The 26,001-nt window shown below is 69.3% G+C and carries 26 protein-coding genes and 1 pseudogene; 12 read left to right on the top strand and 15 right to left on the bottom strand.

The genetic code is table 11. From position 1 onward, the window contains the following. Positions 1 to 51 precede the first annotated feature (51 nt). From ACFVV1_RS26700 to ACFVV1_RS26690, 3 genes are all read left to right on the top strand, one after another. Positions 52 to 1,023 (top strand): ABC transporter ATP-binding protein, encoded by a 972-nt coding sequence (locus tag ACFVV1_RS26700; RefSeq protein ID WP_389993894.1) that lies wholly within the window; start codon positions 52 to 54, stop codon positions 1,021 to 1,023. Beyond that, positions 1,010 to 1,951, top strand: coding sequence for an ABC transporter permease (locus tag ACFVV1_RS26695; RefSeq protein WP_389993891.1), 942 nt, complete (start codon positions 1,010 to 1,012; stop codon positions 1,949 to 1,951). Before ACFVV1_RS26700 ends, ACFVV1_RS26695 begins: the two co-directional genes overlap by 14 nt. A gap of 195 nt (positions 1,952 to 2,146) precedes the next feature. Then, positions 2,147 to 2,761, top strand: coding sequence for a TetR/AcrR family transcriptional regulator (locus ACFVV1_RS26690; RefSeq protein ID WP_389993889.1), 615 nt, complete (start codon positions 2,147 to 2,149; stop codon positions 2,759 to 2,761). Positions 2,762 to 2,807: 46 nt separating this feature from the next. Here the strand turns inward: ACFVV1_RS26690 and ACFVV1_RS26685 are convergent, their stop codons facing one another. Further along, a complete protein-coding gene (locus tag ACFVV1_RS26685) occupies positions 2,808 to 3,614 on the bottom strand; it encodes an HAD family hydrolase (protein ID WP_389993886.1) in 807 nt (268 codons plus the stop codon). 370 nt (positions 3,615 to 3,984) lie between these two features. Between ACFVV1_RS26685 and ACFVV1_RS26680 the strand changes: the two genes are divergently transcribed. Further along, complete coding sequence (locus tag ACFVV1_RS26680) at positions 3,985 to 4,905, top strand: nitroreductase/quinone reductase family protein (RefSeq protein WP_389993883.1); 921 nt, start codon at positions 3,985 to 3,987, stop codon at positions 4,903 to 4,905. A gap of 50 nt (positions 4,906 to 4,955) precedes the next feature. After that, positions 4,956 to 5,351 carry a VOC family protein gene (locus ACFVV1_RS26675; RefSeq protein ID WP_389993881.1) on the top strand — a complete coding sequence of 132 codons (396 nt, stop codon included), beginning with the start codon at positions 4,956 to 4,958 and terminating at the stop codon, positions 5,349 to 5,351. Positions 5,352 to 5,530: 179 nt separating this feature from the next. Here the strand turns inward: ACFVV1_RS26675 and ACFVV1_RS26670 are convergent, their stop codons facing one another. Further along, positions 5,531 to 5,980 (bottom strand): VOC family protein, encoded by a 450-nt coding sequence (locus ACFVV1_RS26670; protein ID WP_389993879.1) that lies wholly within the window; start codon positions 5,978 to 5,980, stop codon positions 5,531 to 5,533. Positions 5,981 to 6,002: 22 nt separating this feature from the next. On the opposite strand from ACFVV1_RS26670, the gene ACFVV1_RS26665 reads away from it, so the two are divergent. Then, a complete protein-coding gene (locus tag ACFVV1_RS26665; protein WP_389993876.1) occupies positions 6,003 to 6,644 on the top strand; it encodes a CGNR zinc finger domain-containing protein in 642 nt (213 codons plus the stop codon). Between the two features lie 378 nt (positions 6,645 to 7,022). After that, entirely contained in the window at positions 7,023 to 7,175 is a 153-nt protein-coding gene (locus tag ACFVV1_RS26660) for a hypothetical protein (RefSeq protein ID WP_389993873.1), read from the top strand. A gap of 368 nt (positions 7,176 to 7,543) precedes the next feature. Here ACFVV1_RS26660 and ACFVV1_RS26655 read toward each other — a convergent pair whose 3' ends face one another. Then, positions 7,544 to 8,992, bottom strand: coding sequence for an amidase (locus tag ACFVV1_RS26655; RefSeq protein WP_389993871.1), 1,449 nt, complete (start codon positions 8,990 to 8,992; stop codon positions 7,544 to 7,546). Positions 8,993 to 9,247: 255 nt separating this feature from the next. On the opposite strand from ACFVV1_RS26655, the gene ACFVV1_RS26650 reads away from it, so the two are divergent. Together ACFVV1_RS26650 and ACFVV1_RS26645 are read left to right on the top strand one after the other, a co-directional pair. Further along, on the top strand, positions 9,248 to 9,565 hold the full coding sequence (locus ACFVV1_RS26650) for a hypothetical protein (RefSeq protein ID WP_389993868.1): 318 nt from the start codon (positions 9,248 to 9,250) through the stop codon (positions 9,563 to 9,565). A 483-nt stretch (positions 9,566 to 10,048) separates the two neighbouring features. Then, a complete protein-coding gene (locus tag ACFVV1_RS26645; RefSeq protein WP_389993866.1) occupies positions 10,049 to 10,459 on the top strand; it encodes a hypothetical protein in 411 nt (136 codons plus the stop codon). Between the two features lie 633 nt (positions 10,460 to 11,092). On the opposite strand, the gene ACFVV1_RS26640 is transcribed toward ACFVV1_RS26645, so the two are convergent. The 3 genes from ACFVV1_RS26640 to ACFVV1_RS26630 are packed head-to-tail and all read right to left on the bottom strand — an operon-like array spanning position 11,093 to position 12,389. Continuing rightward, positions 11,093 to 11,341: a DUF397 domain-containing protein gene (locus ACFVV1_RS26640; protein ID WP_389993863.1), complete on the bottom strand. Its 249-nt coding sequence runs from the start codon at positions 11,339 to 11,341 to the stop codon at positions 11,093 to 11,095. Continuing rightward, positions 11,334 to 11,525 carry a DUF397 domain-containing protein gene (locus tag ACFVV1_RS26635; protein WP_389993861.1) on the bottom strand — a complete coding sequence of 64 codons (192 nt, stop codon included), beginning with the start codon at positions 11,523 to 11,525 and terminating at the stop codon, positions 11,334 to 11,336. The genes ACFVV1_RS26640 and ACFVV1_RS26635 overlap by 8 nt, the downstream gene beginning before the upstream one ends. Positions 11,526 to 11,537: 12 nt before the next feature. Beyond that, positions 11,538 to 12,389, bottom strand: coding sequence for a helix-turn-helix transcriptional regulator (locus tag ACFVV1_RS26630; RefSeq protein ID WP_389993858.1), 852 nt, complete (start codon positions 12,387 to 12,389; stop codon positions 11,538 to 11,540). 211 nt (positions 12,390 to 12,600) lie between these two features. Here ACFVV1_RS26630 and ACFVV1_RS26625 point away from each other — a divergent pair, with 211 nt between their 5' ends. Then, complete coding sequence (locus ACFVV1_RS26625) at positions 12,601 to 13,041, top strand: ATP-binding protein (protein WP_389993855.1); 441 nt, start codon at positions 12,601 to 12,603, stop codon at positions 13,039 to 13,041. 318 nt (positions 13,042 to 13,359) lie between these two features. Here ACFVV1_RS26625 and ACFVV1_RS26620 read toward each other — a convergent pair whose 3' ends face one another. From ACFVV1_RS26620 to ACFVV1_RS26610, 3 genes are all read right to left on the bottom strand, one after another. After that, entirely contained in the window at positions 13,360 to 13,551 is a 192-nt protein-coding gene (locus ACFVV1_RS26620; RefSeq protein ID WP_389993853.1) for a hypothetical protein, read from the bottom strand. 93 nt (positions 13,552 to 13,644) lie between these two features. Beyond that, positions 13,645 to 15,216: an FAD-dependent monooxygenase gene (locus tag ACFVV1_RS26615; protein WP_389993850.1), complete on the bottom strand. Its 1,572-nt coding sequence runs from the start codon at positions 15,214 to 15,216 to the stop codon at positions 13,645 to 13,647. Between the two features lie 69 nt (positions 15,217 to 15,285). Then, complete coding sequence (locus tag ACFVV1_RS26610) at positions 15,286 to 15,738, bottom strand: winged helix-turn-helix transcriptional regulator (protein ID WP_389993848.1); 453 nt, start codon at positions 15,736 to 15,738, stop codon at positions 15,286 to 15,288. Positions 15,739 to 15,878: 140 nt separating this feature from the next. Between ACFVV1_RS26610 and ACFVV1_RS26605 the strand changes: the two are divergent. Beyond that, positions 15,879 to 17,258, top strand: a pseudogene (locus tag ACFVV1_RS26605) (MFS transporter); the annotation flags it as partial. Here the strand turns inward: ACFVV1_RS26605 and rarD are convergent. Next, positions 17,218 to 18,201, bottom strand: coding sequence for an EamA family transporter RarD (rarD, locus tag ACFVV1_RS26600; RefSeq protein ID WP_389993845.1), 984 nt, complete (start codon positions 18,199 to 18,201; stop codon positions 17,218 to 17,220). The pseudogene ACFVV1_RS26605 and the gene rarD sit on opposite strands and share 41 nt — an antisense overlap. 151 nt (positions 18,202 to 18,352) lie before the next feature. Then, positions 18,353 to 19,225 (bottom strand): SDR family oxidoreductase, encoded by an 873-nt coding sequence (locus ACFVV1_RS26595; protein ID WP_389993842.1) that lies wholly within the window; start codon positions 19,223 to 19,225, stop codon positions 18,353 to 18,355. A gap of 106 nt (positions 19,226 to 19,331) precedes the next feature. Here ACFVV1_RS26595 and ACFVV1_RS26590 point away from each other — a divergent pair, with 106 nt between their 5' ends. Then, positions 19,332 to 19,727: a winged helix-turn-helix transcriptional regulator gene (locus ACFVV1_RS26590; RefSeq protein WP_389993839.1), complete on the top strand. Its 396-nt coding sequence runs from the start codon at positions 19,332 to 19,334 to the stop codon at positions 19,725 to 19,727. A 30-nt stretch (positions 19,728 to 19,757) separates the two neighbouring features. Here the strand turns inward: ACFVV1_RS26590 and ACFVV1_RS26585 are convergent, their stop codons facing one another. The 4 genes from ACFVV1_RS26585 to ACFVV1_RS26570 form a co-directional block, all read right to left on the bottom strand. Continuing rightward, a complete protein-coding gene (locus ACFVV1_RS26585) occupies positions 19,758 to 21,713 on the bottom strand; it encodes an APC family permease (RefSeq protein ID WP_389993837.1) in 1,956 nt (651 codons plus the stop codon). Positions 21,714 to 21,815: 102 nt separating this feature from the next. Continuing rightward, positions 21,816 to 22,874 (bottom strand): 2-oxoacid:ferredoxin oxidoreductase subunit beta, encoded by a 1,059-nt coding sequence (locus ACFVV1_RS26580; protein ID WP_389993834.1) that lies wholly within the window; start codon positions 22,872 to 22,874, stop codon positions 21,816 to 21,818. Then, positions 22,867 to 24,822 (bottom strand): 2-oxoacid:acceptor oxidoreductase subunit alpha, encoded by a 1,956-nt coding sequence (locus tag ACFVV1_RS26575; RefSeq protein WP_389993832.1) that lies wholly within the window; start codon positions 24,820 to 24,822, stop codon positions 22,867 to 22,869. Before ACFVV1_RS26575 ends, ACFVV1_RS26580 begins: the two co-directional genes overlap by 8 nt. Positions 24,823 to 25,169: 347 nt before the next feature. Further along, complete coding sequence (locus ACFVV1_RS26570) at positions 25,170 to 25,844, bottom strand: response regulator (RefSeq protein ID WP_389993829.1); 675 nt, start codon at positions 25,842 to 25,844, stop codon at positions 25,170 to 25,172. Positions 25,845 to 26,001: the final 157 nt, after the last annotated feature.

Here is a 26,001-nt window from a genome sequence, read left to right as displayed (position 1 = left end):
TCCGTACGGCGGGGCGGTCCGCGATCCCCGACCGACCGAGGGGGAGTACGTATGACAGAGCCCGGGACTGTGATCGAGCCGGGGGCGGCGACCGTGATCGAGACACGGGGCCTCACCAAGCGGTACCGCGGCGGCCAGCTCGCCGTCGACGGTCTCGACCTCGGCGTGCCCGCGGGCAGCGTCTTCGGATTCCTCGGCCCCAACGGCTCCGGGAAGACCACGACGATCCGGATGCTGATGGGCCTGATCGATCCGACGTCCGGCACCGCGCGGGTCCTCGGCCACCCCATGCCGGGCGCGGCCCGCGCCGTGCTCCCGCAGGTCGGGGCGCTGATCGAGGGGCCCGCCCTGTACGGCTTCCTGAGCGGCCGGGACAATCTGCTGCGCTACGACTGCGCCGACCCGACCGCCGATCCGCGCACCCGCCGGGCCCGCGTCGGACAGGCCCTGGACCGGGTCGGGCTGGCCGCGGCGGCCGGCAAGAAGGCCAAGGCGTACTCGCTCGGCATGAAGCAGCGCCTCGGTCTCGCCGCCGCCCTGCTCCAGCCGCGCCGCCTGCTCGTCCTCGACGAGCCGACCAACGGCCTGGACCCGCAGGGCATGCGCGAGATCCGCACCCTGGTCCGGGAACTGGCGGCGGAGGGCACCACGGTCTTCCTCTCCTCCCACCTCCTCGACGAGATCGAGCAGGTCTGCACCCATGCCGCGGTGATGGCCAGGGGGCGGCTGATCACCCAGGGGCCGGTGGCGGATCTGGCGGCGGGCGCCCGCGGCCGGCTTGCTGTCACCACCCCCGACCCGGGTGACGCCGCCCGCGTCCTCAAGGAACTGGGTGTCACCGGCATCACGGTCGACGGCGACCGGGTGAGCGCCGAGGCCCCGGCGGGCGACGTCGAACTCGCGGACCTCAGCACGGCGCTGGTGCACGCGGGCGTGCGCCTGCGGTTCTTCGGCGTCGAACGGGCCTCGTTGGAGGACGCCTTTGTCGCACTCACGGGAGAGGGTTTCGATGTCGCAGGCTGAAGCCGCACGGGCCGGATCGGGCGGGTCGGACAGGGCAGCCGGGTCGGGCGGGGCAGCCGGGTCGGCCGGATCGGGCAGGACGCGCAGTCCGCTGTGGACGTTCGGAATCCTCCGCTCCGAACTGACCACCACGCTCCGCCGCTGGCGCACTCTCGCGCTGCTCGGGGTGCTGGCCGCCGTTCCCGTACTGATCGGGATCGCGGTGCGGATCGAGACGAACCACGGCTCGTCGCCCGGACCGGCCGGTGGCGGGGGCGGCCCCGCGTTCCTCTCCCAGATCACCAACAACGGCCTCTTCCTGGTCTTCGCGGCCCTTGCCGTGACGCTTCCGGTCTTCCTCCCGATGGCCGTCGGGGTCGTGGCGGGCGACTCCGTCGCGGGCGAGGCCAACGCCGGCACCCTGCGCTATCTGCTGGTCGCCCCGGCGGGCCGGGCCCGGCTGCTGCTGACGAAGTACGCCTCCGTCCTCACGTTCTGCCTGGTCGCGACCCTGGTCGTGGCGGCCTCGGCGCTGGCCGTGGGCGCGCTGCTGTTCCCCGTCGGCGAGGTCACCACCATCTCGGGCACCCGGATCGGCTTCGGCGAAGGGCTGCTGCGGGCCGGGCTGATCGCGGTGGTGGTCGCCGCGTCGCTGATCGGGTTCGCGGCGGTCGGCCTGTTCATCTCGACCCTCACCAGCAGCGGGATCGCGGCCATGGCCGCCACCGTCGGACTGCTGATCACCGTGCAGATCGTGGACACGATCCCGCAGTTGAGCGGCATCCACCCGTATCTCTTCCCGCACTACTGGATGTCGTACGCGGACCTGCTGCGCGACCCCGTGTACTGGGACGACGTGGTCAAGAACCTGGGGCTTCAGGGCTTGTACGCGGCGGTGTTCGGCTCGGCGGCGTGGGCCCGTTTCACGGCGAAGGACATCACCGCCTGAGGTACGGCGCACCGCCCTCGTGCCGTCGGCCGGGCGAGCCGTCCCCCGATCGGCTCGTCGCGGCTCGAACGGCACGAACGGTGCGAACAGCGGGAACGATGCGACACGGCACGTTCCGTTTCCGCCTCAATATTGTTCGACTTCTGGCGACGGACTGTCAACAAGGATTGGCTCAAATACACCTATGCTCACCAAATGATCACATCGCCGAGTTCACTGCGTCGCAGCGAGAGATCACGACGGGCGATCCTGGAAGCCGCCCTCGAACTGTGCACGGAGAAGGGGTACGGCCGGGTCACGATCGAGGCCATCGCGGCCAGAGCGGGTGTCAGCAAGAAGACGATCTACCGCTGGTGGCCGTCAAAGGGTGCGGTGATGCTGGAGGCGTTCACCGACGCACTGGTCGGCACGACGCCGTTCGTCGACACCGGTGACATCGCCGCCGACCTGCGGGCCAATGTGATGGGCGCGGTGAAGCTGCTCTCCACACCGCCCTTCGGCCCCGCGTACGCCGGGATCCTCTCCGAGGTCCACCACGACGACGCACTCGCGGAAACGGTCAGAACGAAGCTGGTCGACCCCCGCTTCGAGGAGGCCGTCGCCCGCCTGCGCCGCGCCCAGGAACAGGGCCAGATCCCATCGGACGCCGACCTTCCGCTGGCCGTGGAGATGCTGTACGGCCCGGTGTACTACCGCCATGTGCTGCGCAAGCCGGTGCACGACGAGGAGACGGTCGCGGCCCTGGTCGCGCATGTGCTGCGGGCGCTGGGGGCGCCGGAGCCGCGCCCGCCGGAGGGCGGGAGTGGCTGAGAACCGTCCACGGAACGATCACCGTGATCCGTACGGTCACGCCCACTCAGCCGAATATCCGCTCCAGCACCTCCGCGACCCCGTCGTCCTCGTTCGACGACGTCACCTCGTCCGCCGCGGCCCGTAGGTCCGGATGGCCGTTGGCCATCGCGACTCCGTACCCGGCCGCGCGGAACATCGGCAGGTCGTTGGGCATGTCCCCGAAGGCGATCGTGGTGTCCGCGGCCACGCCCAGGAATTCGGCGGCCAGCGCGAGCCCGCTTCCCTTGTCGACGCCGTACGGCTGCAGCTCGACGGTGCCGGGGCCGGAGAGCGTGACGGAGGCGAGGTTGCCGACCGCCGCACGGGCGGCCTCGGCCAGCGCGTCGTCGGTGAGCTCCGGGTGCCGGATGAGCACCTTGATGACGGGCGCGGACCACAACTCGTGGCGATGGCGGGTGCGTTGGGCGGGGAGCGTGGGATGGGGCATCAGATATCCCGGCTCGATCAGTGTCCGGCCCTCGGCCCCGTCCTGGTCGACGGCCGCGTGGACCGGCCCCACCTGGGCCTCGATCTTGCCGAGTGCGGTGTCGGCGGCCTCCCGGTCCAGGGTGACCGCACGCACCATGCGCCCGGACCCGGCGTCGTACAGCTGTGTCCCCTGTCCGCAGACCGCCGGACCCCGGTAGCCCAGCGAGGCGAGCAGCCCCCGTATGCCGGGCACCGGACGCCCGGTGACCACGAGATGCCTCGCCCCGGCCCGGGCGGCCAGGGCGAGCGCGGCACGGGTGCGGGGACTCACGCTGTCGTCACGGCGCAACAGGGTGCCGTCCAGGTCCGTGGCGACGAGGGCATATGCGGGTGGGGTGGGCATGGATCAAGCCTAAGGTCGGCCCGGGCGCGCACACGTCCGCGTTGACAGGCGACGGTCGGCTGCGTGTAATGAAACCGGTGTCGCGTGACGCCGGCCAAAGAGCAGTGGGCCGGCCGGTGATCGGGCGAACACCCCGCATTCAAGGGGTCCGTGATGAGTTCCTGCTCCGCACCCTGCATCTGACGTAGCGACAGCGCGGCAGTCGCGCGCCCTCGTCCGCCTTTCGCGCCTTCCGGCGCTGCGCACCGTCCTGCGTGCCGTCCGCACCGCGCTGTGCGAATCCGCCGCCCGGATGGGCACCGTGATCACTCATTCCCTCAGCTCGACGCGGCTACGGCCGCGCCTGCGACCTACGGAGACACAGACCCGTATGCCCACATCTTTCAACCAATCGGTCGTCGAGGAGTTCCGCGCCAACGGAGGAAAGGTCGGCGGTCCCTTCGAGGGCGGCGACCTCCTCCTGCTGACGACCACCGGCGCGAGGTCGGGGAAGGAGACCACCACCCCTCTCGGTTACGTCCGCCACGGCGACTCGCTCCTGATCCTCGGCTCCAACCTCGGTGCCCCGACCGATCCCGACTGGTACCACAACCTGCTCGCCCACCCCGTGGTGCGGGTGGAGCTCGGCACTCGTACGTTCCAGGCCCTCGCGGTCCCCGCCGAAGGAGCGCGGCGCGAGGAACTGTTCGAGCACGCCGTGAAAGCGGCGCCCGGTTACGGTGATTACCAGGCCCGGACCGCCCAGCCCCTGCCGGTCGTGGTCCTGGAGCGCGCCGAGCCCGACGGCTGGGAGGCTCCCGGCGAGGTCAACAGCCTTGCCGACAAGCTCATGGAGGTCCACACCTGGCTGCGGGGCCAGTTGCGTCAGGTGAAGACGGAGGCCGACGCCCACTTCGCTGCACGGGCGGTTCACCCGGGCCCCGGTGCACCACCGGCCCCGGGCCTGGGACTCCAGATCAGGCAGCGCTGCCTGGCGTTCTGCAACGCACTGGAATTCCACCACACCAGTGAGGACGCGCACCTGTTCCCCGGAATCGCCCGCCATCACCCGCACTTGACCGATACCTTCGCCCGGCTCGCCGACGAACACCGCACGGTCGCGCGCATCCAGGGCGCGTTGGTGGCGCTGCTGGCGGACATCGGCATCGCGGATCCCGAGCGGTTCCGCGCGGAGCTGGACAGGATGTCCATGGAGCTGAACGCGCATCTGGATTACGAGGAGGAGCAGATCCTGCCCCTGCTGGCCGAGGTCCCCTGGCCTCCGGCTCCTCCGGCTCCTGCGGTTCCTTGAACCGAACCGAACCGAACCGAACCGAATGTGAATGGCTGAAAGGTTGTGCCGTGCGAGTAAGAGTCAAGGACTTCGATCACCTGGTGCTCAATGTGCAGGATGTCGAGCGCTCACTGGAGTTCTACTGCGGCCCACTCGGCCTGGAGCCGATCAAGGTGGACGAGTGGCGGGCCGGTGAGTTCCCGTTCCCGTCGGTACGGGTCAGCCCGAGCATGATCATCGACCTGCTGGGCCGGCCGCGTTCCGCGTCGAACGTCGACCACATCTGCCTGGTCGTCGAACCGCTGGACTGGCAACAGGTCATCGACTCGGGCACCTTCACGGTACTGGAGGGCCCGGTCAGCCGCTCCGGTGCCCGGGGCGAGGCGCAGTCGGTGTACGTCCGGGACCCGGACGGCAACACCGTGGAGCTGCGCTGGTATCCGCAGGACGTGGTGGAGGGCTGAACCGGACGGCCCGGGTCCGGGGCGGAAGCCCTGCCGATCGCACCGGAGGGTGCGGCAGGGTTCCGGCCCGGACCCGGTGTCCGTCATCCGTGGGCCTCCGCTCCTGCGCCCTGAGCCCGCCGCGCCGGCGTGCTGATCTCGGGCTCGTGCCGGGTCAGCGGCAGCAGCCGCGTCCGCAGCTATTGCACGCAGAATTCATTGCCCTCTGGATCGACGAGAACGGTCCACGTGCCCCCCGGTTCCTCGACCCTGCGGAGCACCGTCGCGCCCATCCCCTCCAGCCGGGTCACCTCCTCCTCGCGTCGCCCCGGTCCCGCGTGTACGTCCAGGTGGAGGCGGTTCTTCAGGTTCTTGGCCTCTGGCACGCGCTGGAACAGGAGCCGTCGGCCGAGGCCCGTTCCGCTCTCCCTCTCGTACGGATCGTCCGGATGCCGGACCGCCACGAGGTCGCGAAAGGCCCGGCGGCCGTCGACCAGGACCGTTGCCGTCTCCGGGACCGCCCCGAGGTCGAGCAGTCGGTCGATCAGTGCGCTGTTGTCCTCGACCAGGTAGCCGAGGACCTCGGCCCAGAAGGCGGCCTGGGCGTGCGGGTCGGTCGAGTCGATGACGATTTTCCAGTTCAGAGCCATGGCAACCGTTTATAGTGGTTACATGACCGAATCGGCAATGGGCGCGCCGGGCCTGACGCTCCGTACGAGGGAAGGCCGTCCCTACCGCTTCGATCCCGGCGCCCTGTGTCTGGAGTTGCTGCCCACCGGCGGGTATGCGCGGTACCCGGCGTACGAGGTGCTGCACACCCCCGCCGACCTGGTGCGATGGGCAGGCGAGAGCCGGCTGCCGGACGGCCTGTCCCTTTCGGTGAGTGCGGAGGAGCTGCGCCGGGCACACCAGTTGCGCGCCGCCCTCTGGAACCTGACCGCCGCCCGCGCGCACGGCCGCCCCCTCGCCGCGGCCGACCTCGCCACGGTGAACGCCACGGCGGCCGAGCCCCCGCTCGTCCCTCGTATCGACGCCGACTCCGGCGGCCTCGCATGGGCCCCGGACGCCACCGGCGGCGCCCTTCTGTCGACCGTCGCCCGCGACGCGGTGGAGCTGTTCACCGGTCCGTACACCGACCGCATCCGCGAATGCGGCTCCGACAGCTGCAAGTTGCTCTTCGTCGACACCTCACGGCCGGGCAGGCGCCGTTGGTGCGCGATGGAGCACTGCGGAAACCTCCACAAGGTACGGGCCCACCGGGCCCGGCACGCCACGACCGACCCCTCGGCTGACCGGAACCCTCTGTGGTCTTGAGGCCCTGATGAGGTCCTGCGGCCGTTCGGCCAGGTCTCGGAGGCACCCCCACTGTGTACGAACGTGACGGTCGACCCGTGATGTGTCACGTTTTCGCGCGGGGCGGGGTTGTCGGCCGCGGGGCGCGTCCGCTGCATGGCCCGGCAGGAACCCCGGCGCTCAACCCTTGCTGACATGTGCGACATCGGGAAGGGCATTAATGATTGAAGCGTCGATCGGTGCCCTTGGCGGACTCATTCCGGTTTTTGTCCTGATGGCGATTGTCTTCGCGATTCGGGTACTGCGGTGAGCCAAGGCGAAGAAACTTCCCGTGGTTCCTTCCGTATTGTGGTTCATTTCCCTGGTCGGGGCACTGGTTGGTTCTGTTCACGAACTCTCGTGAACATCGACTTGGCCGCCATCGAGGTGCCTCCCTCGCTCGTCGACAAACGACTCCTGTTCTCCGTCATCGACAGAGCCAGCCGCCCGTACATCGAGCACGTTCGGGCCGTCGCCGCCGGCCTGGACTCTTTACGAGATGACGTTCGGTGAGTGGTTTCTGGATTATCTCAAGGGCAGGGACGTGACGTTGTGTTCTCGCAACTTCGCGCCTGACGGCCCGTTCTACGAATTCCTGCCCTGAAACCGACCGCGGTGGTATCTCCGGTCCCGGCGACAAGAGATACCACCGCGTGAAGGTACCCGTGATCGGGCCCAGCGGCTTCGGGGACGCGGTGAGCAAGCCGTGCGGGCCTTCTCAGTGCCTCGCGATCCGCGGCGGGTCGACCACGACCGGCCCGGCCTGCGCCTGCCCGCAGGCACAGGCCGGGCCGGGCCGGGAAGCGTTCCGCGTACGACGAGAACACGGTGTCCAGTTCGCCGCCGCTACGCCGCGGGCCGGCAAAGCCCGGTGGCGGCGCTCAGAAGCCCGGCGGGCGGCGGAATCCGCCGATCACCTCCGCAAGGCACCGCACGAACTGGACCGCGGTGCGGTCGTGCAGGTAGGGAGCGATCACCTGGATACCGACCGGAAGCCCGTCCCGGGTCGTCCCGACAGGTGCCACCGCCGCGGGCAGATGGTTGACCGCCGACGGCGCCATCCACGTGAGCATGTCGCGATACGGCCGGTCGGCGCCGTCGACCTGCAGTGTCCGGACCGACCAGGTGGGATCGGGCTGCTGGTCGTGAGGGAAGGCGGCCGTGGGGGTCACCGGGCAGAGGAGCACGTCGACGTCGCGGAAGAACTCGGACCAGCGGCGCCGGGAGTGCTGCCGACGTTCGTCGAGCGCGTGCCACTCACGGAAGCTGACCGTCAGGTCCGACGCGAACCCGCCCGCGGCCCCTTCAGCGGCGGCGAAGTCCACGAGCCCGGCATACGACTCGTCCGGCTCGACCAGCCCGCTCTGCGCCATCAGCAACGGCTCATAGAGGGCCATCGTTTCTTCGAGCCCGACCGGTCCCTTGCCCTCGACCACGACGGCGCCCTCGGCCCGCACCGCTTCCAGCGTCGTCTGCATGATCGCGGCCAGCTCGCTGTCGACGGGGCAGAACGGGTCTTCGAGCCATGCCGCGACCCGAAAGCCCCGCAGAGTGGTCGACCTGGCGGCGGGCAGCTCCAGCCGCCAAGCCGGGGAGCGGTCGTGGTCCGCTCCTGCGAGGATGTCGAGACCCAGGTCGAGGTCGTCGGCGTGCCTGCCGAGCGGGCCGAGCACCGCCATATCGAAATCCGCCAGCGTCCCAGGAGCATGTCCCGAGACGCTCCCGTACCTCGGCACGATCCCGAACGACGTGCGCAGCCCGTAGACGCCGCAGAAGTGGGCAGGCACCCGAATCGAGCCCGCCGAGTCGCCGCCGAGCTCCAGGCCGGTCAGCCCAGCGGCGAGCGCCGCGGCGGACCCGCCGGACGAACCGCCAGGTCCGCGGGTCGGGTCCCACGGATTGTTCGTGGTCCCGTAGACCTCGTTGTAGGTCTGCCAGTCCCGGGCGTCCGGCGGCATGTTGGACTTGCCGAACACGATCGCTCCCTCGTTCTTGAGGCGCGCGACCGACTCGGCGTCGCTCGTCGAGACATGCTCCCCCCAGCGAGCCGAACCCCCGGTGGTCCGCATGCCCGCAACTTCGAGACTGTCCTTGATCGTCACAGGGACGCCGTGCAGGCGGCCGAGCGGTTCGCCGCGCGAGACCGTGCGGTCGGCCTCCAGCGCTGCGGCCCTCGCACCCTCCTCGTCCCGGGCGACAATGGCGTTCACCTTCGGATCGAGTTGCTCCACCCGGGCGAGGTAGTGGTCGAGCAACTCGACGCTCGATACCTCCTTTGCCGCGACGGCGGCAGCGAGCTGGCCTGCGGAGCGAAATGCCAGATCGGTCATGCGAACCTCCAGTAAAGCTTGACCCGCGGCGATCACATCTCTGTGGGCGACGCAAAATCCCAGTTCAGGGCGGGTCTCACTCGACTTTAGCGGACGTGGGGGACCATGTCGGGGTGTGGCTTTTCTCACTTTCCGCCACAGCTTCGCCCGGCACGCCGGGCAGCGACCGGAGGTCGACGGGCTCGGGAATGTTCACGAGAAATGGGTTCTGGCACACATTCCGCTTTCCGTGAAAGGGACTCGCTGGGTGATGGGTTGGAGGATCTCGCTCTGGGTGCCGAGCACTTCGACCGGTTGCCCGTCGCGTCAGACTGCAAGGAGCCTTCGGCCTTGTCGGCCGGCCGCTGGGCGTTCTATGCCCGCACTGAATCAAGCCAGTTCAACGCCGCTGACGAGAGCGCCACACGCGGCACCGTGGTGTCGCTGATCTTCTCCGCCGGCGACTGCGAGGTGGACGCCTACCTCTTCGGTGACGAAGACGACCCTGTGATGTGTCCGACTGGGGACCCCGATGTCGGCTGCCCTAGCGACGACTACCTCGAACGAAACCAGGCCGCGGGTTCAGGCTCCTGAAGAGGCCGCAAGTCGGCCATTCGGCTCAGGCCAGCAACACCCTCTTCCGCAACAGCGTGAATCCTGCTCGGCCGAACATTTGGCGCTTGAGCATCTTGATCCGGTTGACGTGCCCTTCGACAACACCTGAGCTCCAGGGCAGCGTGAGACCAGCGATGACAGCGTCCCGATCGCGGTCGATGCCTGCGGGCTGTGACCGGCCGCCAGCATGTCAGCCCGTCCAGGATCGCCACTGGTGATTCCCGGGCAACTTCCCGACGGCCAACGCGGCTCCTGCCATCACACTCCGTGTTGGACCACGGAAAGTGAGCCAGAGCCCGAGTTCCGACGGCAGATGTGCACGATTTCGGGAGGCGCCCCGCCCGGGCCGTGGTCGATGTTCACGAGAACGGGAGGCGCCTCGCGGCCCCTCCCGCTGGCAGGGTGGAGGTAGGCGTTGGTTGGGCCGCGTGCCGACGTCAGTGCGCCCCTTAGGGTGGTTTGATGTTCGATTGTCTGGAGATCAGGGTGTTGCCGCCGGGGCCCCGGTTCGCTGCCCAGGTGCGGTTCTGGGTCAACGGCGAGGACGTGGTCGAAGAGACGGTCGGCGAAGGCGGCCGCGGACCGTACGCGACCGATGTGCTGCCGGCCGACTGTCCCAGCCCTCTCCGGGCGACCAGCGAGGCGCGACGCCTGGAGCTGGGGGGACCGGACTGCACTGGTGGCTGCTGCGGCTTCCTGACCGTCGTCATGCAGCGGTCCGGGGAGATCGCGCAGTGGTCGGACTGGGAGGTCCCGTGGGAGGGCCAAAGCGCCATGCCCTACCGTCCGCCGGAACTCCACTTCGACGCGAGTCAGTACGACGCCGAAGTCGCTCGCGCTGAGGCGGACCAATGGTGGCAGGGGCACCCGTAGGCCCAGCACGGCATGACCCCGCCGCCTGCGTCGTCGGTCAGGTTGTGGCGTGCTCCCGCGTCTATCCCGTAGGCCCGTACCGCATCTCCGTAGAGGCTTCCGTCGCCCGCTGTGCGTCCGCCGTGCGCGGGCCGAAACCCAGGAGGGGTAAGCGCGGTCCGGTGGGAGACGGTGACGATCGTCCCGGAGTCCACGGTGGCTACGGGCTGGGCGTTGCGGTTGGGGAGTACACCCCAGCGCGTGGTCTGTTCGTTTCTGAACTCGAAGCGTTCTTGGGGTAGGTGATCCATGCCGTCCGTTACGATCCGGCACCCGACGCCTCCAGTTGCGTCACTTCTGCCTCGCGTTGCTCCGGGCTTGCGTGCACGTCAGTTGGAGCCGGCTCTGCGTGACCCGGAGGGCTTACGCCGCCGGCGCGGTCCGGACGCCGGGCTGCCCGCGGAGACGGGTGCCCCTGGCGTGCGGTCGACGGCGGCAGGGGGGGCGGGTTGTGCTCGGTGGCCGGAAGTCTCGGTTGTCCTGCGGCCGTTCGGCCGGGCGCAGGGGGTACCCCCTGTGTGTGAACGTGACAGTCGACCCGTGGTGTGTCACGTTTTTGCGCGGGGGTGGGGCTGGGGGCCGGTGTGATGGTGATCAGTGCTGAGCGGGTGGGGTCCCCTCGTCGTTGCCCTCGATGAAGTGGTCGAACTCGCCGGCCTGGACGCCCTTGGTGAAGGCGTCCCATTTGGTCTGGGTGGTCGTGACGATGTTGGTGGGGTCGCCGGTCTCGCGGAGGTAGACGAGTTCGTCCGGTCCGAAGGCGATCTCGATCCAGGGGCCGGGGCCCTCCTCGCCCTCGGGGGCGGCGCGGACCCAGGTGAGGTCGGTGGGGATGTCAGCCATGGAGAGTGTCCTTCTTCAGGGTATGGAGGAGGGCGGCCAGGGCGGCGGGGGCGGTACGGAGCGTTGCGCCGCTCGGGTCGCCGGACTCGGTCAGGCCAATGGTGCCGCTGGGGGAGGCGCATATGTGTATGCAGGCGTCTCCCTCCCCGCAGTACGACGACTTCTGCCATATGGATGTAGGCACGGTGACGTCCTTTCACAGATCCTGTGCGATACGACGGATGAAGTCCCGAGACTTCCTGGGTGTGAGTGCGACCGTGTCCATTCGGTCGAGAAGTGTCCGGTACTTCAGCAACTGGGCTTCGACATCAAGCAGTACGGATCCGTGGGACTGGTCGAGGTGCACCGTGTCGAGCTGCGGCACAGGACCGACCCCGTACGCGACCGACTGCCCAGAGCCCGGGTAGGCCCCGGCGTCGAACGGAATCACGGTTACGGTGATATGCGGGTGTTCGTCCATCGTGAGGATGTGTTCCAGCTGTTTTCGCGCCGTGCTGGAACCTCCGAATTTCATCCGGAGGGCGGCCTCGTGCACGACGGTTGAGTACGGGGTGGGCGACGTCCGGTAGATGATGTCCTGCCGCTTGATGCGGTGGGAGACGCGGTGCTCGATCTCCGGCGGTGAGAGCTCGGGCACCACCTGGCCGAATACCTCGCGCGCGTGATCTGCGGTCTGAAGCAGTCCAGGGATATGGCAGGTGTACGCGGTGCGCAACGCGGTTGCATGGTGCTCGAACTCGGCCAGGTTCAGCAGCCCCCTCGGCAGAATGCTCCGGTACTGCTCCCACCAGCCGGTCGATCTGTCGCCTGCCATGGCTGCCAGCGCTTCCACGTACGCCGGGTCGGTGCAGGCATAGGTGCGAGCCATTGCCCGCACGCGCTCAGCGCTTACGCCGAATCGAGCGCTCTCCACGTTACTGAGCTGTCCTGAACTGGTTCCCAGCTGCTTCGCAGCCTCGGTGGCGGTCATCCCCGCGCGCTCTCTGAGCTTGCGGAGCTCACCTGCAAGACGGGTGCGGCGGGCCGTGGCTGCTGGCCTCGCTGCCATGGAACTCCTCCTGGCTGTCGAATGGTTGGGATGTCACTCGCACGAGGGAATCAAGATGGATTTTCTCGAAGTTTCGCAAAACATCTTTGCCGCGAGAGCTTAGTCTCCGTCTCAGGCCACCCGCCCGGAAGTACCCCGCTCGACGGAGCGGCCTCGTCACCGGGCAACCCGAAGCGCACCCTCCAACTTCCTTCCGTGATCGGAGACTTCCATGGTCAGTGCCACGGTATCGCCGCCCTGGACGTACACCCTCCAACTTCCGCAGGATCCCCGCGCACCCGGCGTGGCCCGTACGACGCTTCGCACCATCCTGCGCGTGCACGGCATGCGTGAACTCACCGAGATCGCCGAGCTGTTGGCGAGTGAGCTGGTCACCAACGCGTATCTGCACTCCTCGGGGGAGTACTCCCTGCGGCTGCGCGATGCCGGGCGCAGCCGGGTCCGGCTGAGCGTCTGGGACACCAATCCGCACATCCCGGCGCCGTTCCGGTGGAGTGCCGAGGCCCCGGCGGAGCTGGCGGAGCGGGGGCGCGGGCTGTACCTCGTCACCCTCTACGCGGAGAGCTGGGGTGCGTACCCCATGCGTGGCGGGCTGCCGGGGCAGGGCGGGAAGCTGCTCTGGGTGGAGTGCGCAGCAAAGGGAGAGGGATAGGCGGGAGTGCGCGGCAACCCCTCAGGCGGCTGTGGGTGCCGCCTCGGGCGACAAGGTGGCACCGCACCGCTTCCCCGGCGCCGCCGGAGACGGGGGCCACGGCGATGCCGGCGTGGCCGTGCGCCGTCCGACGGCCGACCGCGCGCCCACCCGATCGGCGCATCCCGACGCGGACGCGTCCCGCCGGTCAGAGGGGAGGATTCGCGCCCCCGCCTCCACCGCCACCGTCACCGAGGTCGTGAACGAGAGCACGTCGACGACCGCCATGTCCAGGCAGCCATGTCGGCGGCGGTGATCACGACGCGCGCCTGGGCTCGTTCACGAGGCCGTGGACCAAGGGCCGGGGAAGTGCTGCTGCGGGTACGCCTCGACGACGTGGACGGGCTGCGGGGAAGCGGGGTTGGACGGGTGGGCCCGGTCCGCGCCGGTATCCGCGTGGGCCGTGGGCGAGGCGCCGAAGACCAGGAAGGACAGCGTGGACAGGGCGGCGATGGCGGTGCGCAGGAGCACGCGGGAGTTCCCGCATGCGCGCGTGAGTCGGCTCATAACATATTAGGAAAATATAAGCGTGTGATAGTTCCGGGATTGCCCGGCGCGACGCGCTCAGAGCCGCCTGAATGCCGTACCGCTCAGGTGGTCCATGTAGGTGCCGACGGCCCGGCTGTCCGCCGCCGGTGAGATCAGTGCCACGTGGTTGTCCGGGCGGACCAGGACGAGGGTGTCGGTGCCCGGCTCGATGCCGTACGCCGTACGGGCATGGCCCGCCTCGTCGGCCAGATCGGCGGGGCCGCCCGCGTCCATTCCGTACACCCGCACCGCGTCGCCGTACGCCGCTTCCGTCGCCCGTAGCGCGTTTGCCGTGCCCGGGCCGAAGCCCAGCAGGGTGAAGTGCGGTCCGGCGAACGCTTCGAAGAGGCGGGTCGGTGCGCCTGTCACGGCGTCGCGGCAGGGGGCGTCCGGGGCGCGGTCGCCCGCTTGCAGACGGGCGGTGGAGCCCGTGGGGGAGAGCGAACTCCAGCGGTAGCCACGCGTCAGGCCCGTGGTCTCGGCGGTACCCGCCGCGTCCAGGCCGCCGCCCGGCTGTTTGATCGCTTCGAGGGTGGCCCGCAGCCGCTCGGAGGTGATGTCCAGCGTCCAGGAGGCCACGGGCAGCCGCTCCTCCTCGTACGTGTCCAACAGGCCCGGATCCGACTGGCCGGTGACGACCCGGGCGAGCTTCCAGCCCAGGTTGAACGCGTCCTGGATCCCGGTGTTCATGCCCAGTCCGCCCGCGACGGAGTGCACATGCGCGGCGTCCCCGGCCAGCAGGACGCGGCCCACCCGGTAGCGGTCGGCCATGCGCTCGTTGCCCCGGTACGTGGACAGCAGGTCGGCCTGCGTCAGATGGGTGCCCGGCAGTCCGGTGTGCCGGGCGAAGAGCCGGCGGAAGCTCTCCAGTGAGGGCGGTACGGGGGCTCCCGCCCGGTCCCGCTCCGGCCCGGCCTGGAACCACCAGCCCGACCGCGTACCCGGGATCGGGCACAGCAGCACGGCACCGTCCTCGTCGAACCACTGGTGCCAGTAGCCGCGGTCGGGGCCGTCCGCCTCCACGTCCCCGCAAACCATCATCTGCTCCTCGGTCGTCTTCCCCTCGAACGGGATGCCGAGCAGTTTGCGTACCGAGCTGTGACCGCCGTCGCACCCCACCACGTACCGCGCCGCGAGGCTCCGGCCGTCGGCGAGCGTGACGGTCACCGAGTCGGGTCCTGCCGCCAACCCGCTTGCTTCCGCGTCGAGTTCCACGTGTACGCCGAACTCCGCCAGGCGGTCCCGCAGGATCTCCTCCAGCCGCCACTGGGCGATCAGCCACGGCCGGTCGTACGGGGCGTCCGGCGTCGGGTGCGACGCCTCGAACGGGTCGGTGTCGGTGATCGGCAGCCCGTTGCGGTACTTCCGCATGGGCAGCGGCGCCGAGCCCGCCGCCAGAACCCTGTCCACGATCCCGAGGTCCTCCAGGACCTCCAGGGAACGGGGGTTGGGGCCCTTGGCCCGCGAGCTGCGCGGAAACTCGGGGGACTTGTCGATGATCCGTACGGCGACGGAACGCCGGGCCAGATCGCAGGCCAGGGTCAGGCCGGTGGGGCCCGAGCCGACGATCAGTACCTGGGTGATGGGCGCGGGGGCGGGTGTGGGCATGCGGGCTCCTCGGTCGCGGTCCGTGGACACCCAGGGAAGCGTAACCGAGTTAAAAAAGCAACGCAGTAACTAAAATTCCGCGTCCGCGGCCTTGCGGGCGTCGTACGCGACGCGCGCCTTCGCGATCTCGCTCTGATGCACCTCGGTCCAGGTGACGAGCGCCCGGATCGTGGTGTGCAACGTGCAGCCGAGCGGCGTCAGCTCGTACTCCACGCGCGGCGGCACCACCGCGTGGACCGTCCGCTCGACCAGTCCGTCGCGTTCCAGCTGGCGCAGGGTGACGGTCAGCATTCGCTGACTGATGCCGTCGATCTCGCGGCGCAGCTGGGTGAAACGGAGCCTGCGCCGGTCCAGCAGGGCGATGACGAGCAGCGACCACTTGTCGGCGACCCGGTCCAGGATCTGCCGCACCTCGCAGCCCTCGCGGGTGTCCCACTGGAACGGATCGGGGTCGCCGATCAGCTCGCCCGCGCTCCCGGTGCCTTTGAGGTGACTCGGTGACTTCGAAGTGCCTTCTTCCATGACAACCGATGCTGACGCACGATGCCATTGGTTACAAGAGGGAACTGACCCTCTTCCGAGTAACCCTTCCATTGGCGTACCCGAAGGGGACAGCTGTGTCCGTCGTGCCCGAATCGCCCGCTCAGAGCCGATCACCCGTGATGACCGCCCGTGACCGCGTCCTGCTCCTCGTCCTGTGCGGCACGATCTTCCTGGAGGGCATCGATGTCGCCATGCTCGCGGTCGCCGTGCCCTCGATCAGGGCCGATCTCGGTCTGTCGACCGGCACCGCGGCCTGGGTGATGAGCGCGTACGTTCTCGGTTACGCCGGGTTCACCCTGCTCGGCGGACGCGCCGCCGATCTGCTGGGCAGACGGCGGATGTTCCTGCTCTGGCTCACTGTCTTCCTGCTCTTCTCCGGCCTCGGCGGCTTCGCGGAGCAGGGCTGGATGCTGATCGTCGCCCGCTTCGTCACCGGGGTGGCCGCCGCCTTCATGACCCCGGCCGCGATGTCGCTCATCACCACCTCCTACGAAGAGGGGCCGCAGCGCAACAAGGCGCTGCTGATCTTCGCGGGCACCGCGGCCGGCGGTTTCTCGCTCGGCCTCGTCATCGGCGGGCTGCTGACCCAGCTCGGCTGGCGCTGGGTGTTCTTCGCACCGGTGCTGCTGGCCGGGGCCATCCTGCTCGCCGCGGTCCGGATCGTCCCGGCCGAGGCACGGCCGGTCCGTACCGGCGGTTTCGATCTGGCGGGGGCCGCCGCGGCGGCCGGGGCGATGCTGCTGCTCGCGTACGGGATCGTGCGGCTGGAACGCGGGGCGGCCGGCTGGGGCTGGTCGGCGGGGGCGTTCGCCGCGGGGCTGCTCCTGATCGGGGCCTTCGTCCTGATCGAGCGGCGCTCCCCGGCCCCGCTGGTCAGGCTCGCCCTGCTGCGCCGGGCCTCGATGATCCGCGCCGATCTCGGTGCCCTGCTGTTCGTGGGCTCGTTCTTCGGCTTCCAGTTCGTGGTGACGCTCTACCTCCAGGAGCTGCGCGGCTGGTCCTCGCTGCAGACCGCGCTCGCCCTGGTGGCGATGGGTGCCGACGCGGTCATCGCACCGACCCTCACCCCGCGCCTGGTGAACCGATACGGCAATGCGCGGGTGATCCTCGGCGGCTTCGTCCTGGCCATTGCCTCGTACGGCCTGTTCCTGCCGGTCGGGATGGACTGGTCGTACGCGGCGATGCTCCCGACCCTGATCCTCACCGGGACCGCCTTCGCCCTGGCCTACGGTCCGCTGACGATCGCGGCGACCGACGGCGTACCGGACCGGGAACAGGGCCTGGCCGGCGGGCTGCTGCACACCTCGACGCAGTTCGGCTCGGCGGTCGGGATCTCGGCGGTGACGGCGGTGTACGGGATCGCGTCGGCGGGTACGGACGGCTCGCCCGATGCCACCCTGGCGGCCTACCGGGCGGCGCTCGTCGTCCCGGTGGTGATGGTGGCGGCGGGGGCGCTGGTCACCGCGCTGGGGTTGCGGCCGACGAGGAAGAAGCGGCGTCCCCGGCCGGCGGTGCCGACGGCGCAGGCTGCGCGGCAACGGTCTGCGCCTGCGCCCTCGTCCGCCGCGACGTCCGGAACGCGTCCCAGGTCAGGAGGATGAGCGCCAGCCACACCAGGGCGAACCCGGCCCACCGCTCCGGTGGCATCGCCTCGTGGAAGTACAGGATGCCGAGGATGAACTGGAAGACCGGCGCGAGGTACTGCAGCAGGCCCAGCGTGGAGAGCGGTACGCGGATCGCCGCCGCTCCGAACAGGACGAGCGGCGTGGCCGTGACGACACCCGTCGCGGCCAGCAGCGCCGCATGACCGAGGCCCTCGGAGGCGAACGTCGAGTCGCCCTGCGCGCCCAGCCACAGCAGATAGCCGAGCGCGGGCACGAACAGCACGGCGGTCTCGGCGGTGAGCGACTCCAGGCCGCCCATGTTGACCTTCTTCTTCACCAGGCCGTACGTCGCGAAGGAGAACGCCAGCGTCAACGAGATCCACGGCGGCTGTCCGTAACCGATCGCCAGCACCAGCACCGCCGCGACGCCGGTGCCGACCGCCACCCACTGCGTGGGGCGCAGCCGTTCGCCGAGGAGCAGGACGCCCATCGCGATGGTGACCAGCGGATTGATGAAGTAGCCGAGCGAGGCCTCGACGACGTGCCCGTTGTTCACGGACCAGATGTACAGACCCCAGTTGACCGTGATCACGGCCGCCGCGACCGATATCAGGCCGAGCTTCCTCGGCTGCCGTATCAGCTCGCCGATCCAGGACCAGCGGCGCAGCGCCAGCAGCGCGAGCCCGACGACCCCGAGGGACCAGACCATGCGGTGGGCGAGGATCTCGATCGCGCCGGCGGGCTTCAGCAGCGGCCAGAACAGGGGGACGATGCCCCACAGGCCGTATGCGCCGATACCGGACAGCAACCCGGCCCGCTGGTCATTCGTCCCCTTCACGGACCCTCCCGGTATGCCTGTCTCAGCTGTTCCGCGTCGATCGATCCGTCGACTGCATGACGGTAGCGCCGGAAGGACCCCATGTCATAGCCGTATCGTCATACGGTCATGACAATGGGGCCCCTGGGGCGCGGGAGGGGGAGTGGCGGAGTTACGCCGTGGCCGCTGTCCCGGCCACCGCCGCGGCCACCGTCTCGGCGAGCGGCGTCGTCGGCCGGCCGATCAGCCGGGCCAGGTCACCGCTCGTACCGGCGAGCAGCCCGCGCTCGACCGCGGCGTCCACATCGACGAGGATCGCCGCGAAACCCTCGGGCAGGCCGGCGCCGACCAGGATCTCCTGGTGGACGGCGGCCGGGACGTTCTTGTGGACGATCTCCTTGCCGGTGGCCTTGGCGACCTCGGCCGCGTACTCGGCGAACGACCAGGCGACATCGCCGCTCAGCTCGTAGACCGCGCCGATGTGGCCCTCGCCGGTCAGTACGGCGGCCGCCGCGGCGGCGTAGTCGGCGCGGGTGGCGGAGGCGACCCGCCCGTCGCCCGCGTTGGCGACGACGGCGCCGTGCTCCAGGACGGGGGCGAGGTTGGCGGTGTAGTTCTCGGTGTACCAGCCGTTGCGCAGGAAGGTGTGCGGCAGTCCGGCGTCGAGGATCAGCTGCTCGGTGACCTTGTGCTCGTCGGCGAGCGTGAAGTCCGCGTCGGGACCGCCCAGTACGCCCGTGTACGCGAGCTGCGCGACGCCCGCCGCCTTGGCCGCGTCGATGACGGCGGTGTGCTGCGGGACACGCCTGCCGACCTCGCTGCCGGAGATGAGCAGGACGCGGTCACCGGCCCGGAAGGCGCCCTTGAGGGACTCCGGACGGTCGTAGTCGGCGACGCGGAGCTCGATGCCGCGGGCGGCGAGCGGGGCGGCCTTCGCCTCGTCGCGGACGACGGCGGCGATCTCGGTCGCGGGCACGGTGGTGAGCAACTGGTCGATGACGAGACGGCCGAGCTCTCCGGTGGCTCCGGTGACGACGATGCTCATGGGTTTCTCCTCTTTCGGTGGCGCTGGTCCTTGTTCGGGCTCTCGAACTCACCGTACGGGGTGCACTAACCAAACGAAAGTACCCACTTTGAAGTAAGGTACTTGCATGAGCGTGAGTGACCCGGGCCTGAGCCGGAAGCCCGACGTGAACCGGCAGATGTGCCCCTCCCGGCTGGTGCTGGAACACGTCACCAGCCGCTGGGGCGTCCTGGTCCTCGCCGCGCTGCTGGAGCGCTCGTACCGCTTCAGCGAACTGCGCCGCGAGGTCGGCGGGGTCAGCGAGAAGATGCTGGCCCAGACCCTCCAGACCCTGGAGCGGGACGGTTTCGTGCACCGGGACGCGAAGCCGGTGATCCCGCCCCGGGTCGACTACTCGCTCACCGGGCTGGGCCGGGAGGCCGCCGAACAGGTATGGGCGCTGGCCCGCTGGACGGAGCGCCGCCTGGACGCCGTGCACGCGGCGCGCGAGACGTACGACGCGCGGAAGGCGTACGACGCGTAGGACCACCCGGAAGCAGCAGGAAGGCAGCGGTCAGTCCGGCTGAGGTGCCCGCCCCTCCTCCAGCGTCCGCAGCGCCCGCGAGACGTCGAACGGCAGGATCGTCACCGCCACGTGCGGCAGCGGCGCCAGCGTCTTCGCCATCTGCTCACCCGTGCCCCGGTGCAGCAGCTTCCCGAGCACGTTGCGGTACGTACGCCGGGGGACCAGCACCGTCAGCCAGGTGTTCCCGTCCTCCGTGGTGCGGACCGCCAGCTGCCGCATCGCATTGCGCAGCCGCCGGTCCGGGCACGCCACCAGTTCCAGGGACACGGTCGTGGCGGCCGTCGTCTCCCATCGGGCGGCCAGCCGTCTGCCGTACGCCTCGTCGATCGCGAAGTGCACCGCCCGGATCTCGTCCGGACGCAGCTCATGGGCGTACCGCAGGGCCTTCAGCGTCGCCAGGTCGAGCGACTCGACGAGCACGAAGACCAGATGGCGGCGGGTCCGGGCACGGTCGGCGCCCGGAGCCTGGATGCTCTGCAGCGCGGCCGCCTCGTGCCGGTACTCGCGGTTGATCCGCGTCAGTGCCCAGACCCCGAGCGGGAAGACCACCACGACCAGCCAGGCGCCCTCGGTGAACTTGGTGACCGCGAAGATCAGTACGACGGCGGCCGAGATGAACGCGGTGAGCCCATTGACCACGATCTTCAGCCGGCGCCGCGGCTCCCGGCGCCGCAGGTGGTACGCGGTGAGGCCGGCCCCGGCCATGGCGAACGCGGTGAACACACCGATCGCGTACAGCGCCACCAGCCTGTCCACGCTGGCACCGGTGGCCAGCAGCAGCGCCAGCGAGACGATGGTCAGCGAGATGATGCCGTTGGAGAACGCCAGCCGGTGCCCGCGCCGGGTCAGCACGCGCGGCAGGAACCGGTCCTCGGCGACGAAACTGGCGAGGTACGGGAAGCCGGTGAACGGGGTGTTGGCGCCGGTGTAGAGGATCAGCGCGGTCGCCAGCTGTACGAAGATCAGCCCGGCCGTACCGGCCGGCCCGCTGCCGAACGCGAGGTGGGCCTCCTGCGCGATCACGGTCGGGGTGCCGTCCTTGTACGGCACCGCGTGGGTGAAGTGCGCCAGCGTGGACACGCCCAGCACGAGGGTGCCGAGCACCGCGCTCATGGCGATGAGGGTGCGGCGGGCGTTGCGGCCCTGGGGTTCACGGAACGTGGAGATGCCGTTGGAGATCGCTTCGAGCCCGGTGAGGGACGAGCCGCCGTTGGCGAACGAGCGCAGCACGATGAAGAGCGAGGCGCCGTAGAGCCAGCCGTTGCCCGGGGCACCGAGCGGCACGACCCCGGCGGCGTGCAGATCGGCGCGCGGCAGCTCGCCGAAGATCCCGCGCAGCGCGGCGACGAGGAGGACGAGCCCGATGGCGGCCATGAAGAGGTAGGCGGGCAGCGCGAAGGCCCGGCCCGCCTCGCGGACCCCGCGCAGATTCCCGTACGCGAGCAGCACGATGACGGCGACGGAGACCGGGAGCTGGAGATGGTCCAGGCCGGTGAAGTTGCCGCCGACCAGATGGGCGAGCGAGATCAGGGCGTTCGTACCGGCCGAGACCTGCACGGCCACGGTGACGATGTAGTCGACGAGCAGTGCCACGGCGGCGATCTGCGCGATGTTCGGCCCGAAGTTCTCCCGGGCGACGACGTACGACCCGCCGGCCCGGGTGTAGATCATCACGACATCGCTGTAGCAGAGCGTCAGGAGCAGCAGCACCAGCAGGATCGCGCCGGTCACCGGCATGAGCAGTGTGAAGGCGGCGACACCGACGACGGGTACGAGGACCCGGAGCATCTCCTCGGAGCCGTACGCGGTCGAACTGACGCAGTCGGAGGCGAGCACCCCGAGCGCCGTCCGGTTGTTCAGCTTCTCCTCGCTGATGCGCTCGGTGGTGAGAGCTCTGCCGAGCAGACGACGCTTGATGCGGTAGGCGGGGCGGTCCAGGGTCATGGCCACATGGTGCGCGGTGGCCGGGCGCACTCCTGGACGCAATCGCCGGACGGGCCGAAATTCAGCCCGTCCGGCGACGGCAGGTGGCGATGGCGGAAACCGTCAGCCGACGACGGTCCAGTTGTCGTTGCCCGCGAGAAGCGCGGCCAGGTCGCCCTTGCCGTTCTGTTCGACGGCGGTGTCGAGCTGTTCGGCCATCTGTGTGTCGTAGACGGGCCGGTCGACGCTGCGCAGGACTCCGATGGGGGTCTGGTGGAGGGTGTCGGGGTCGGCGAGGCGGGACAGGGCGAAGGCCGTGGTGGGGCTGGCGGCGTGGGCGTCGTGGACGAGGATCTGGGACTTGTTGTCGTCGGTGACCGTGACGACCAGCAGGTCGCCGGTGGCGGGGTCGCGTACGACGCCCTTGGTGTCGTCCGTGCCGAAGAGGATGGGCTGCCCGTGTTCCAGGCGGATGACGGCGTTCTGTGCCTGGTCCTTGTCCTTGAGGGCTTCGAAGGCGCCGTCGTTGAAGATGTTGCAGTTCTGGTAGATCTCCACCAGTGCCGTGCCGGGGTGGTCGGCAGCGGCGCGCAGGACGCTGGTGAGGTGTTTGCGGTCGGAGTCGATGGTGCGGGCGACGAAGGATGCTTCGGCGCCCAGGGCCAGGGACACCGGGTTGAACGGGGCGTCGAGGGAGCCCATCGGTGTCGATTTGGTGATCTTGCCGACTTCGGAGGTGGGGGAGTACTGGCCCTTGGTGAGTCCGTAGATCCGGTTGTTGAAGAGGAGGATCTTGAGGTTCACATTGCGGCGCAGGGCGTGGATGAGGTGGTTGCCGCCGATGGACAGGGCGTCGCCGTCGCCGGTGACGACCCAGACGGACAGGTCGCGGCGGGAGGTGGCCAGTCCGGTGGCGATGGCGGGGGCGCGGCCGTGGATGGAGTGCATCCCGTAGGTGTTCATGTAGTACGGGAAGCGGGAGGAGCAGCCGATGCCGGAGACGAAGACGATGTTCTCTTTGGCCAGGCCGAGTTCGGGCATGAAGCCCTGGACGGCGGCGAGGACGGCGTAGTCGCCGCAGCCGGGGCACCAGCGGACTTCCTGGTCGGATTTGAAGTCCTTCATGGTCTGTTCGGCTTCGGCCTTGGGCACCAGGTGGAGGAGGGGGTTGGTGTCAGGCATCGATGGCCTCCTTCAGTGCCGTCGCGAGCTGTTCGGCCTTGAACGGCATGCCGTTGACCTGGTTGTGGCTGTGTGCGTCGACGAGGTATTTGGCCCGGATGAGGGTGGCGAGCTGGCCGAGGTTCATCTCGGGCACGATCACCTTGTCGTAGTGGTTCAGTACCTCGCCGAGGTTGGCGGGGAAGGGGTTGAGGTGGCGCAGGTGGGCCTGGGCGATGGGGTGCCCGGTGGCGCGCAGGCGGCGGACGGCGGCGGTGATGGGTCCGTACGTGGAGCCCCAGCCCAGGACCAGGGTGCTCGCCTGGTCGGGGTCGTCGACCTGGATGTCGGGGACCTCGATGCCGTCGGTCTTGGCCTGGCGGGTGCGGACCATGAGGTCGTGGTTGGCGGGGTCGTAGGAGATGTTGCCGCTGCCGTCCTGCTTCTCGATGCCGCCGATACGGTGTTCGAGACCGGGAGTGCCGGGCAGGGCCCAGGGGCGGGCCAGGGTCTGCGGGTCGCGCTTGTAGGGCCAGAACACCTCGGTGCCGTCGGCCAGTTCATGGTTGGGACCACTCGCGAACCGCACCCGCAGATCCGGGAGGTCGTCGACGTCGGGGATCCTCCACGGCTCGGAACCGTTGGCGAGATACCCGTCGGAGAGGAGGAAGACCGGGGTGCGGTACGTCAGGGCGATCCGGGCGGCGTCGAGCGCGGCATCGAAACAGTCCGCCGGGGTCCTGGGCGCCACGATCGGGACCGGGGCCTCGCCGTTGCGCCCGTACATCGCCTGGAGAAGATCGGCCTGCTCGGTCTTGGTGGGCAGACCCGTGGACGGGCCGCCGCGCTGGATGTCGATGACGACCAGCGGCAGTTCCAGCGAGACCGCCAGCCCGATCGTCTCCGACTTCAGCGCCACCCCGGGCCCGGACGTCGTCGTCACCGCGAGCGAACCGCCGAACGCGGCACCCAGCGCAGCCCCGATACCCGCGATCTCGTCCTCGGCCTGGAACGTACGGACACCGAAATTCTTGTGCCTGCTGAGCTCATGCAGAATGTCGGAAGCCGGAGTGATCGGATACGAGCCCAGATACAACGGCAGATCCGCCTGCCGCGCCGCGGCGATCAGTCCGTAGGACAGCGCCAGGTTCCCGGAGATGTTGCGGTACGTACCCGCCGGGAAGGCCTGCGAGGCCGGCGCCACCTCGTAGCTGACGGCGAAGTCCTCCGTCGTCTCCCCGAAGTTCCACCCCGCCCTGAACGCGGCCACGTTCGCCTCCGCGATCTGCGGCTTCTTCGCGAACTTCGCCCGCAGGAACGCCTCGGTCCCCTCCGTCGGCCGGTGATACATCCAGGACAAAAGCCCGAGCGCGAACATGTTCTTCGAACGCCCGGCCTCCTTGCGGGAGAGCCCGAACTCCTTCAGCGCCTCGATCGTCAGCGTCGTCAACGGCACCGGATGCACGCTGTACGCCTCCAGCGAGCCGTCCTCCAGCGGACTGGTCGCGTAGCCGACCTTCGCCATCGGGCGCTTGGTGAACTCATCGGTGTTCACGATGATTTCGCCGCCGCGCGGCACATCATCGATGTTCGCCTTCAACGCGGCCGGGTTCATCGCGACCAGAACATTCGGCGCGTCACCCGGGGTGAGGATGTCGTGGTCGGCGAAATGCAGCTGGAACGACGAAACCCCCGGCAGGGTGCCTGCGGGGGCGCGGATCTCGGCGGGAAAGTTCGGCAGCGTGGACAGATCGTTCCCGAACGACGCGGTCTCCGAAGTGAACCGGTCACCGGTGAGCTGCATGCCGTCCCCGGAGTCACCCGCGAAACGGATGATCACCCGGTCCAGGCGGCGGATCTCCTTCTCGCCGGCGCCCGCATGATCGGAACGGGGGGCACGCTGTCCCCCGACGAGCGCCTCGCTGGCCTCATCGGCCTGTTCGGCTGGGCTACTGACCTGGCTGGTCACTGAACTGGACCTCCCTCGGGGCGGCGGCTCGGGACCGGCCGGCCCGCCGACCGTCCCAAGGCCCACCCTACGTCGGTAAGGGTCGCCTTCCCTTGACCGATCATATGGTGGACGTCGTTTTGAGACGCGATTTGATACCGGTTTGTCATGTTTGGCAAGCCCCCCAGCCGTTCGATGAAGACGCTGTGCACTCATTCTTTGGTTCTAGGACTTCTTCTTTGGTTCCAGGACTCCGATTCTTTGGTTCCAGGACTCCGATCGGCCGCCGAGGCGGCCGATCGGAGTCCGCGGTGACCTCCACCGGCCCGCACCGGCTCTCACCAGGTATCTGACAGAGTGTCAGCGAATCAGGAGTTCAGGTAGGTCAGCACCGCCAGTACCCGGCGGTGATCCCCGTCACTGGGGGACAGGCCCAGCTTCAGGAAGATATTGCTGACGTGCTTCTCCACGGCGCCGTCGCTCACCACCAGCTGCCTGGCCACCGCGGAATTCGTCCGCCCCTCCGCCATCAGGCCGAGCACCTCGCGCTCGCGCGGCGTCAGCCCGGCCAGGACGTCCTGCTTACGGCTCCGGCCCAGCAGCTGAGCCACCACTTCCGGATCCAGCGCCGTGCCGCCCTGCGCCACCCGGACCACGGCGTCCACGAATTCCCGGACCTCGGCGACCCGGTCCTTCAGCAGATACCCCACACCCCGGCTGGATCCGGCCAGCAGCTCGGTGGCGTACTGCTCCTCGACGTACTGCGAAAGAACCAGGACCCCGATCCCGGGATAGTCCTTGCGCAGCCGCACGGCCGCCCGCACGCCCTCGTCGGTGTGGGTGGGCGGCATCCGTACGTCGGCGACCACCACATCGGGCAGCGCGTCCTGTTCCGCGAGCTCGTGCACCGTCTTGATCAGCGCCTCGGCGTCCCCTACCCCGGCGACCACGTCATGCCCGAGATCGGTCAGCAGCCGGGTGAGCCCCTCCCGAAGCAGTACCGAATCCTCGGCGATGACTACCCGCACCCTGTCCTCCACCATGACGCCTGTATCCCCACTGTTCGCTGGTCCCGCCCGTACGGCCTCCAGCATCCCAGTATCGGCAGCGCTGTGTCCCCGGCCGCCGTACCGGCTCGATTTCGAGCCGGTACGGCGGCCGGGGACAGAAGGGTCCCGGTCTCTTATACACCACAGTCGC

Source organism: Streptomyces sp. NPDC058092, from assembly GCF_042884935.1.
Classification (GTDB): Bacteria; Actinomycetota; Actinomycetes; order Streptomycetales; family Streptomycetaceae; genus Streptomyces.
Note: the sequence above shows the minus strand (reverse complement) of the source record. Positions and strands in the feature narration are given on the sequence as shown.

Bases quoted from the DNA above. Each gene is read 5' to 3' on its own strand.
- ACFVV1_RS26700 (WP_389993894.1), top strand. From the start codon at position 52: ATGACAGAGCCCGGGACTGTGATCGAGCCGGGGGCGGCGACCGTGATC.
- ACFVV1_RS26695 (WP_389993891.1), top strand. From the start codon at position 1,010: ATGTCGCAGGCTGAAGCCGCACGGGCCGGATCGGGCGGGTCGGACAGG.
- ACFVV1_RS26690 (WP_389993889.1), top strand. From the start codon at position 2,147: ATGATCACATCGCCGAGTTCACTGCGTCGCAGCGAGAGATCACGACGG.
- ACFVV1_RS26685 (WP_389993886.1), bottom strand. From the start codon at position 3,614: ATGCCCACCCCACCCGCATATGCCCTCGTCGCCACGGACCTGGACGGC.
- ACFVV1_RS26680 (WP_389993883.1), top strand. From the start codon at position 3,985: ATGCCCACATCTTTCAACCAATCGGTCGTCGAGGAGTTCCGCGCCAAC.
- ACFVV1_RS26670 (WP_389993879.1), bottom strand. From the start codon at position 5,980: ATGGCTCTGAACTGGAAAATCGTCATCGACTCGACCGACCCGCACGCC.
- ACFVV1_RS26665 (WP_389993876.1), top strand. From the start codon at position 6,003: ATGACCGAATCGGCAATGGGCGCGCCGGGCCTGACGCTCCGTACGAGG.
- ACFVV1_RS26655 (WP_389993871.1), bottom strand. From the start codon at position 8,992: ATGACCGATCTGGCATTTCGCTCCGCAGGCCAGCTCGCTGCCGCCGTC.
- ACFVV1_RS26645 (WP_389993866.1), top strand. From the start codon at position 10,049: ATGTTCGATTGTCTGGAGATCAGGGTGTTGCCGCCGGGGCCCCGGTTC.
- ACFVV1_RS26640 (WP_389993863.1), bottom strand. From the start codon at position 11,341: ATGGCTGACATCCCCACCGACCTCACCTGGGTCCGCGCCGCCCCCGAG.
- ACFVV1_RS26630 (WP_389993858.1), bottom strand. From the start codon at position 12,389: ATGGCAGCGAGGCCAGCAGCCACGGCCCGCCGCACCCGTCTTGCAGGT.
- ACFVV1_RS26625 (WP_389993855.1), top strand. From the start codon at position 12,601: ATGGTCAGTGCCACGGTATCGCCGCCCTGGACGTACACCCTCCAACTT.
- ACFVV1_RS26615 (WP_389993850.1), bottom strand. From the start codon at position 15,216: ATGCCCACACCCGCCCCCGCGCCCATCACCCAGGTACTGATCGTCGGC.
- ACFVV1_RS26610 (WP_389993848.1), bottom strand. From the start codon at position 15,738: ATGGAAGAAGGCACTTCGAAGTCACCGAGTCACCTCAAAGGCACCGGG.
- ACFVV1_RS26595 (WP_389993842.1), bottom strand. From the start codon at position 19,225: ATGAGCATCGTCGTCACCGGAGCCACCGGAGAGCTCGGCCGTCTCGTC.
- ACFVV1_RS26590 (WP_389993839.1), top strand. From the start codon at position 19,332: ATGAGCGTGAGTGACCCGGGCCTGAGCCGGAAGCCCGACGTGAACCGG.
- ACFVV1_RS26585 (WP_389993837.1), bottom strand. From the start codon at position 21,713: ATGACCCTGGACCGCCCCGCCTACCGCATCAAGCGTCGTCTGCTCGGC.
- ACFVV1_RS26580 (WP_389993834.1), bottom strand. From the start codon at position 22,874: ATGCCTGACACCAACCCCCTCCTCCACCTGGTGCCCAAGGCCGAAGCC.
- ACFVV1_RS26570 (WP_389993829.1), bottom strand. From the start codon at position 25,844: ATGGTGGAGGACAGGGTGCGGGTAGTCATCGCCGAGGATTCGGTACTG.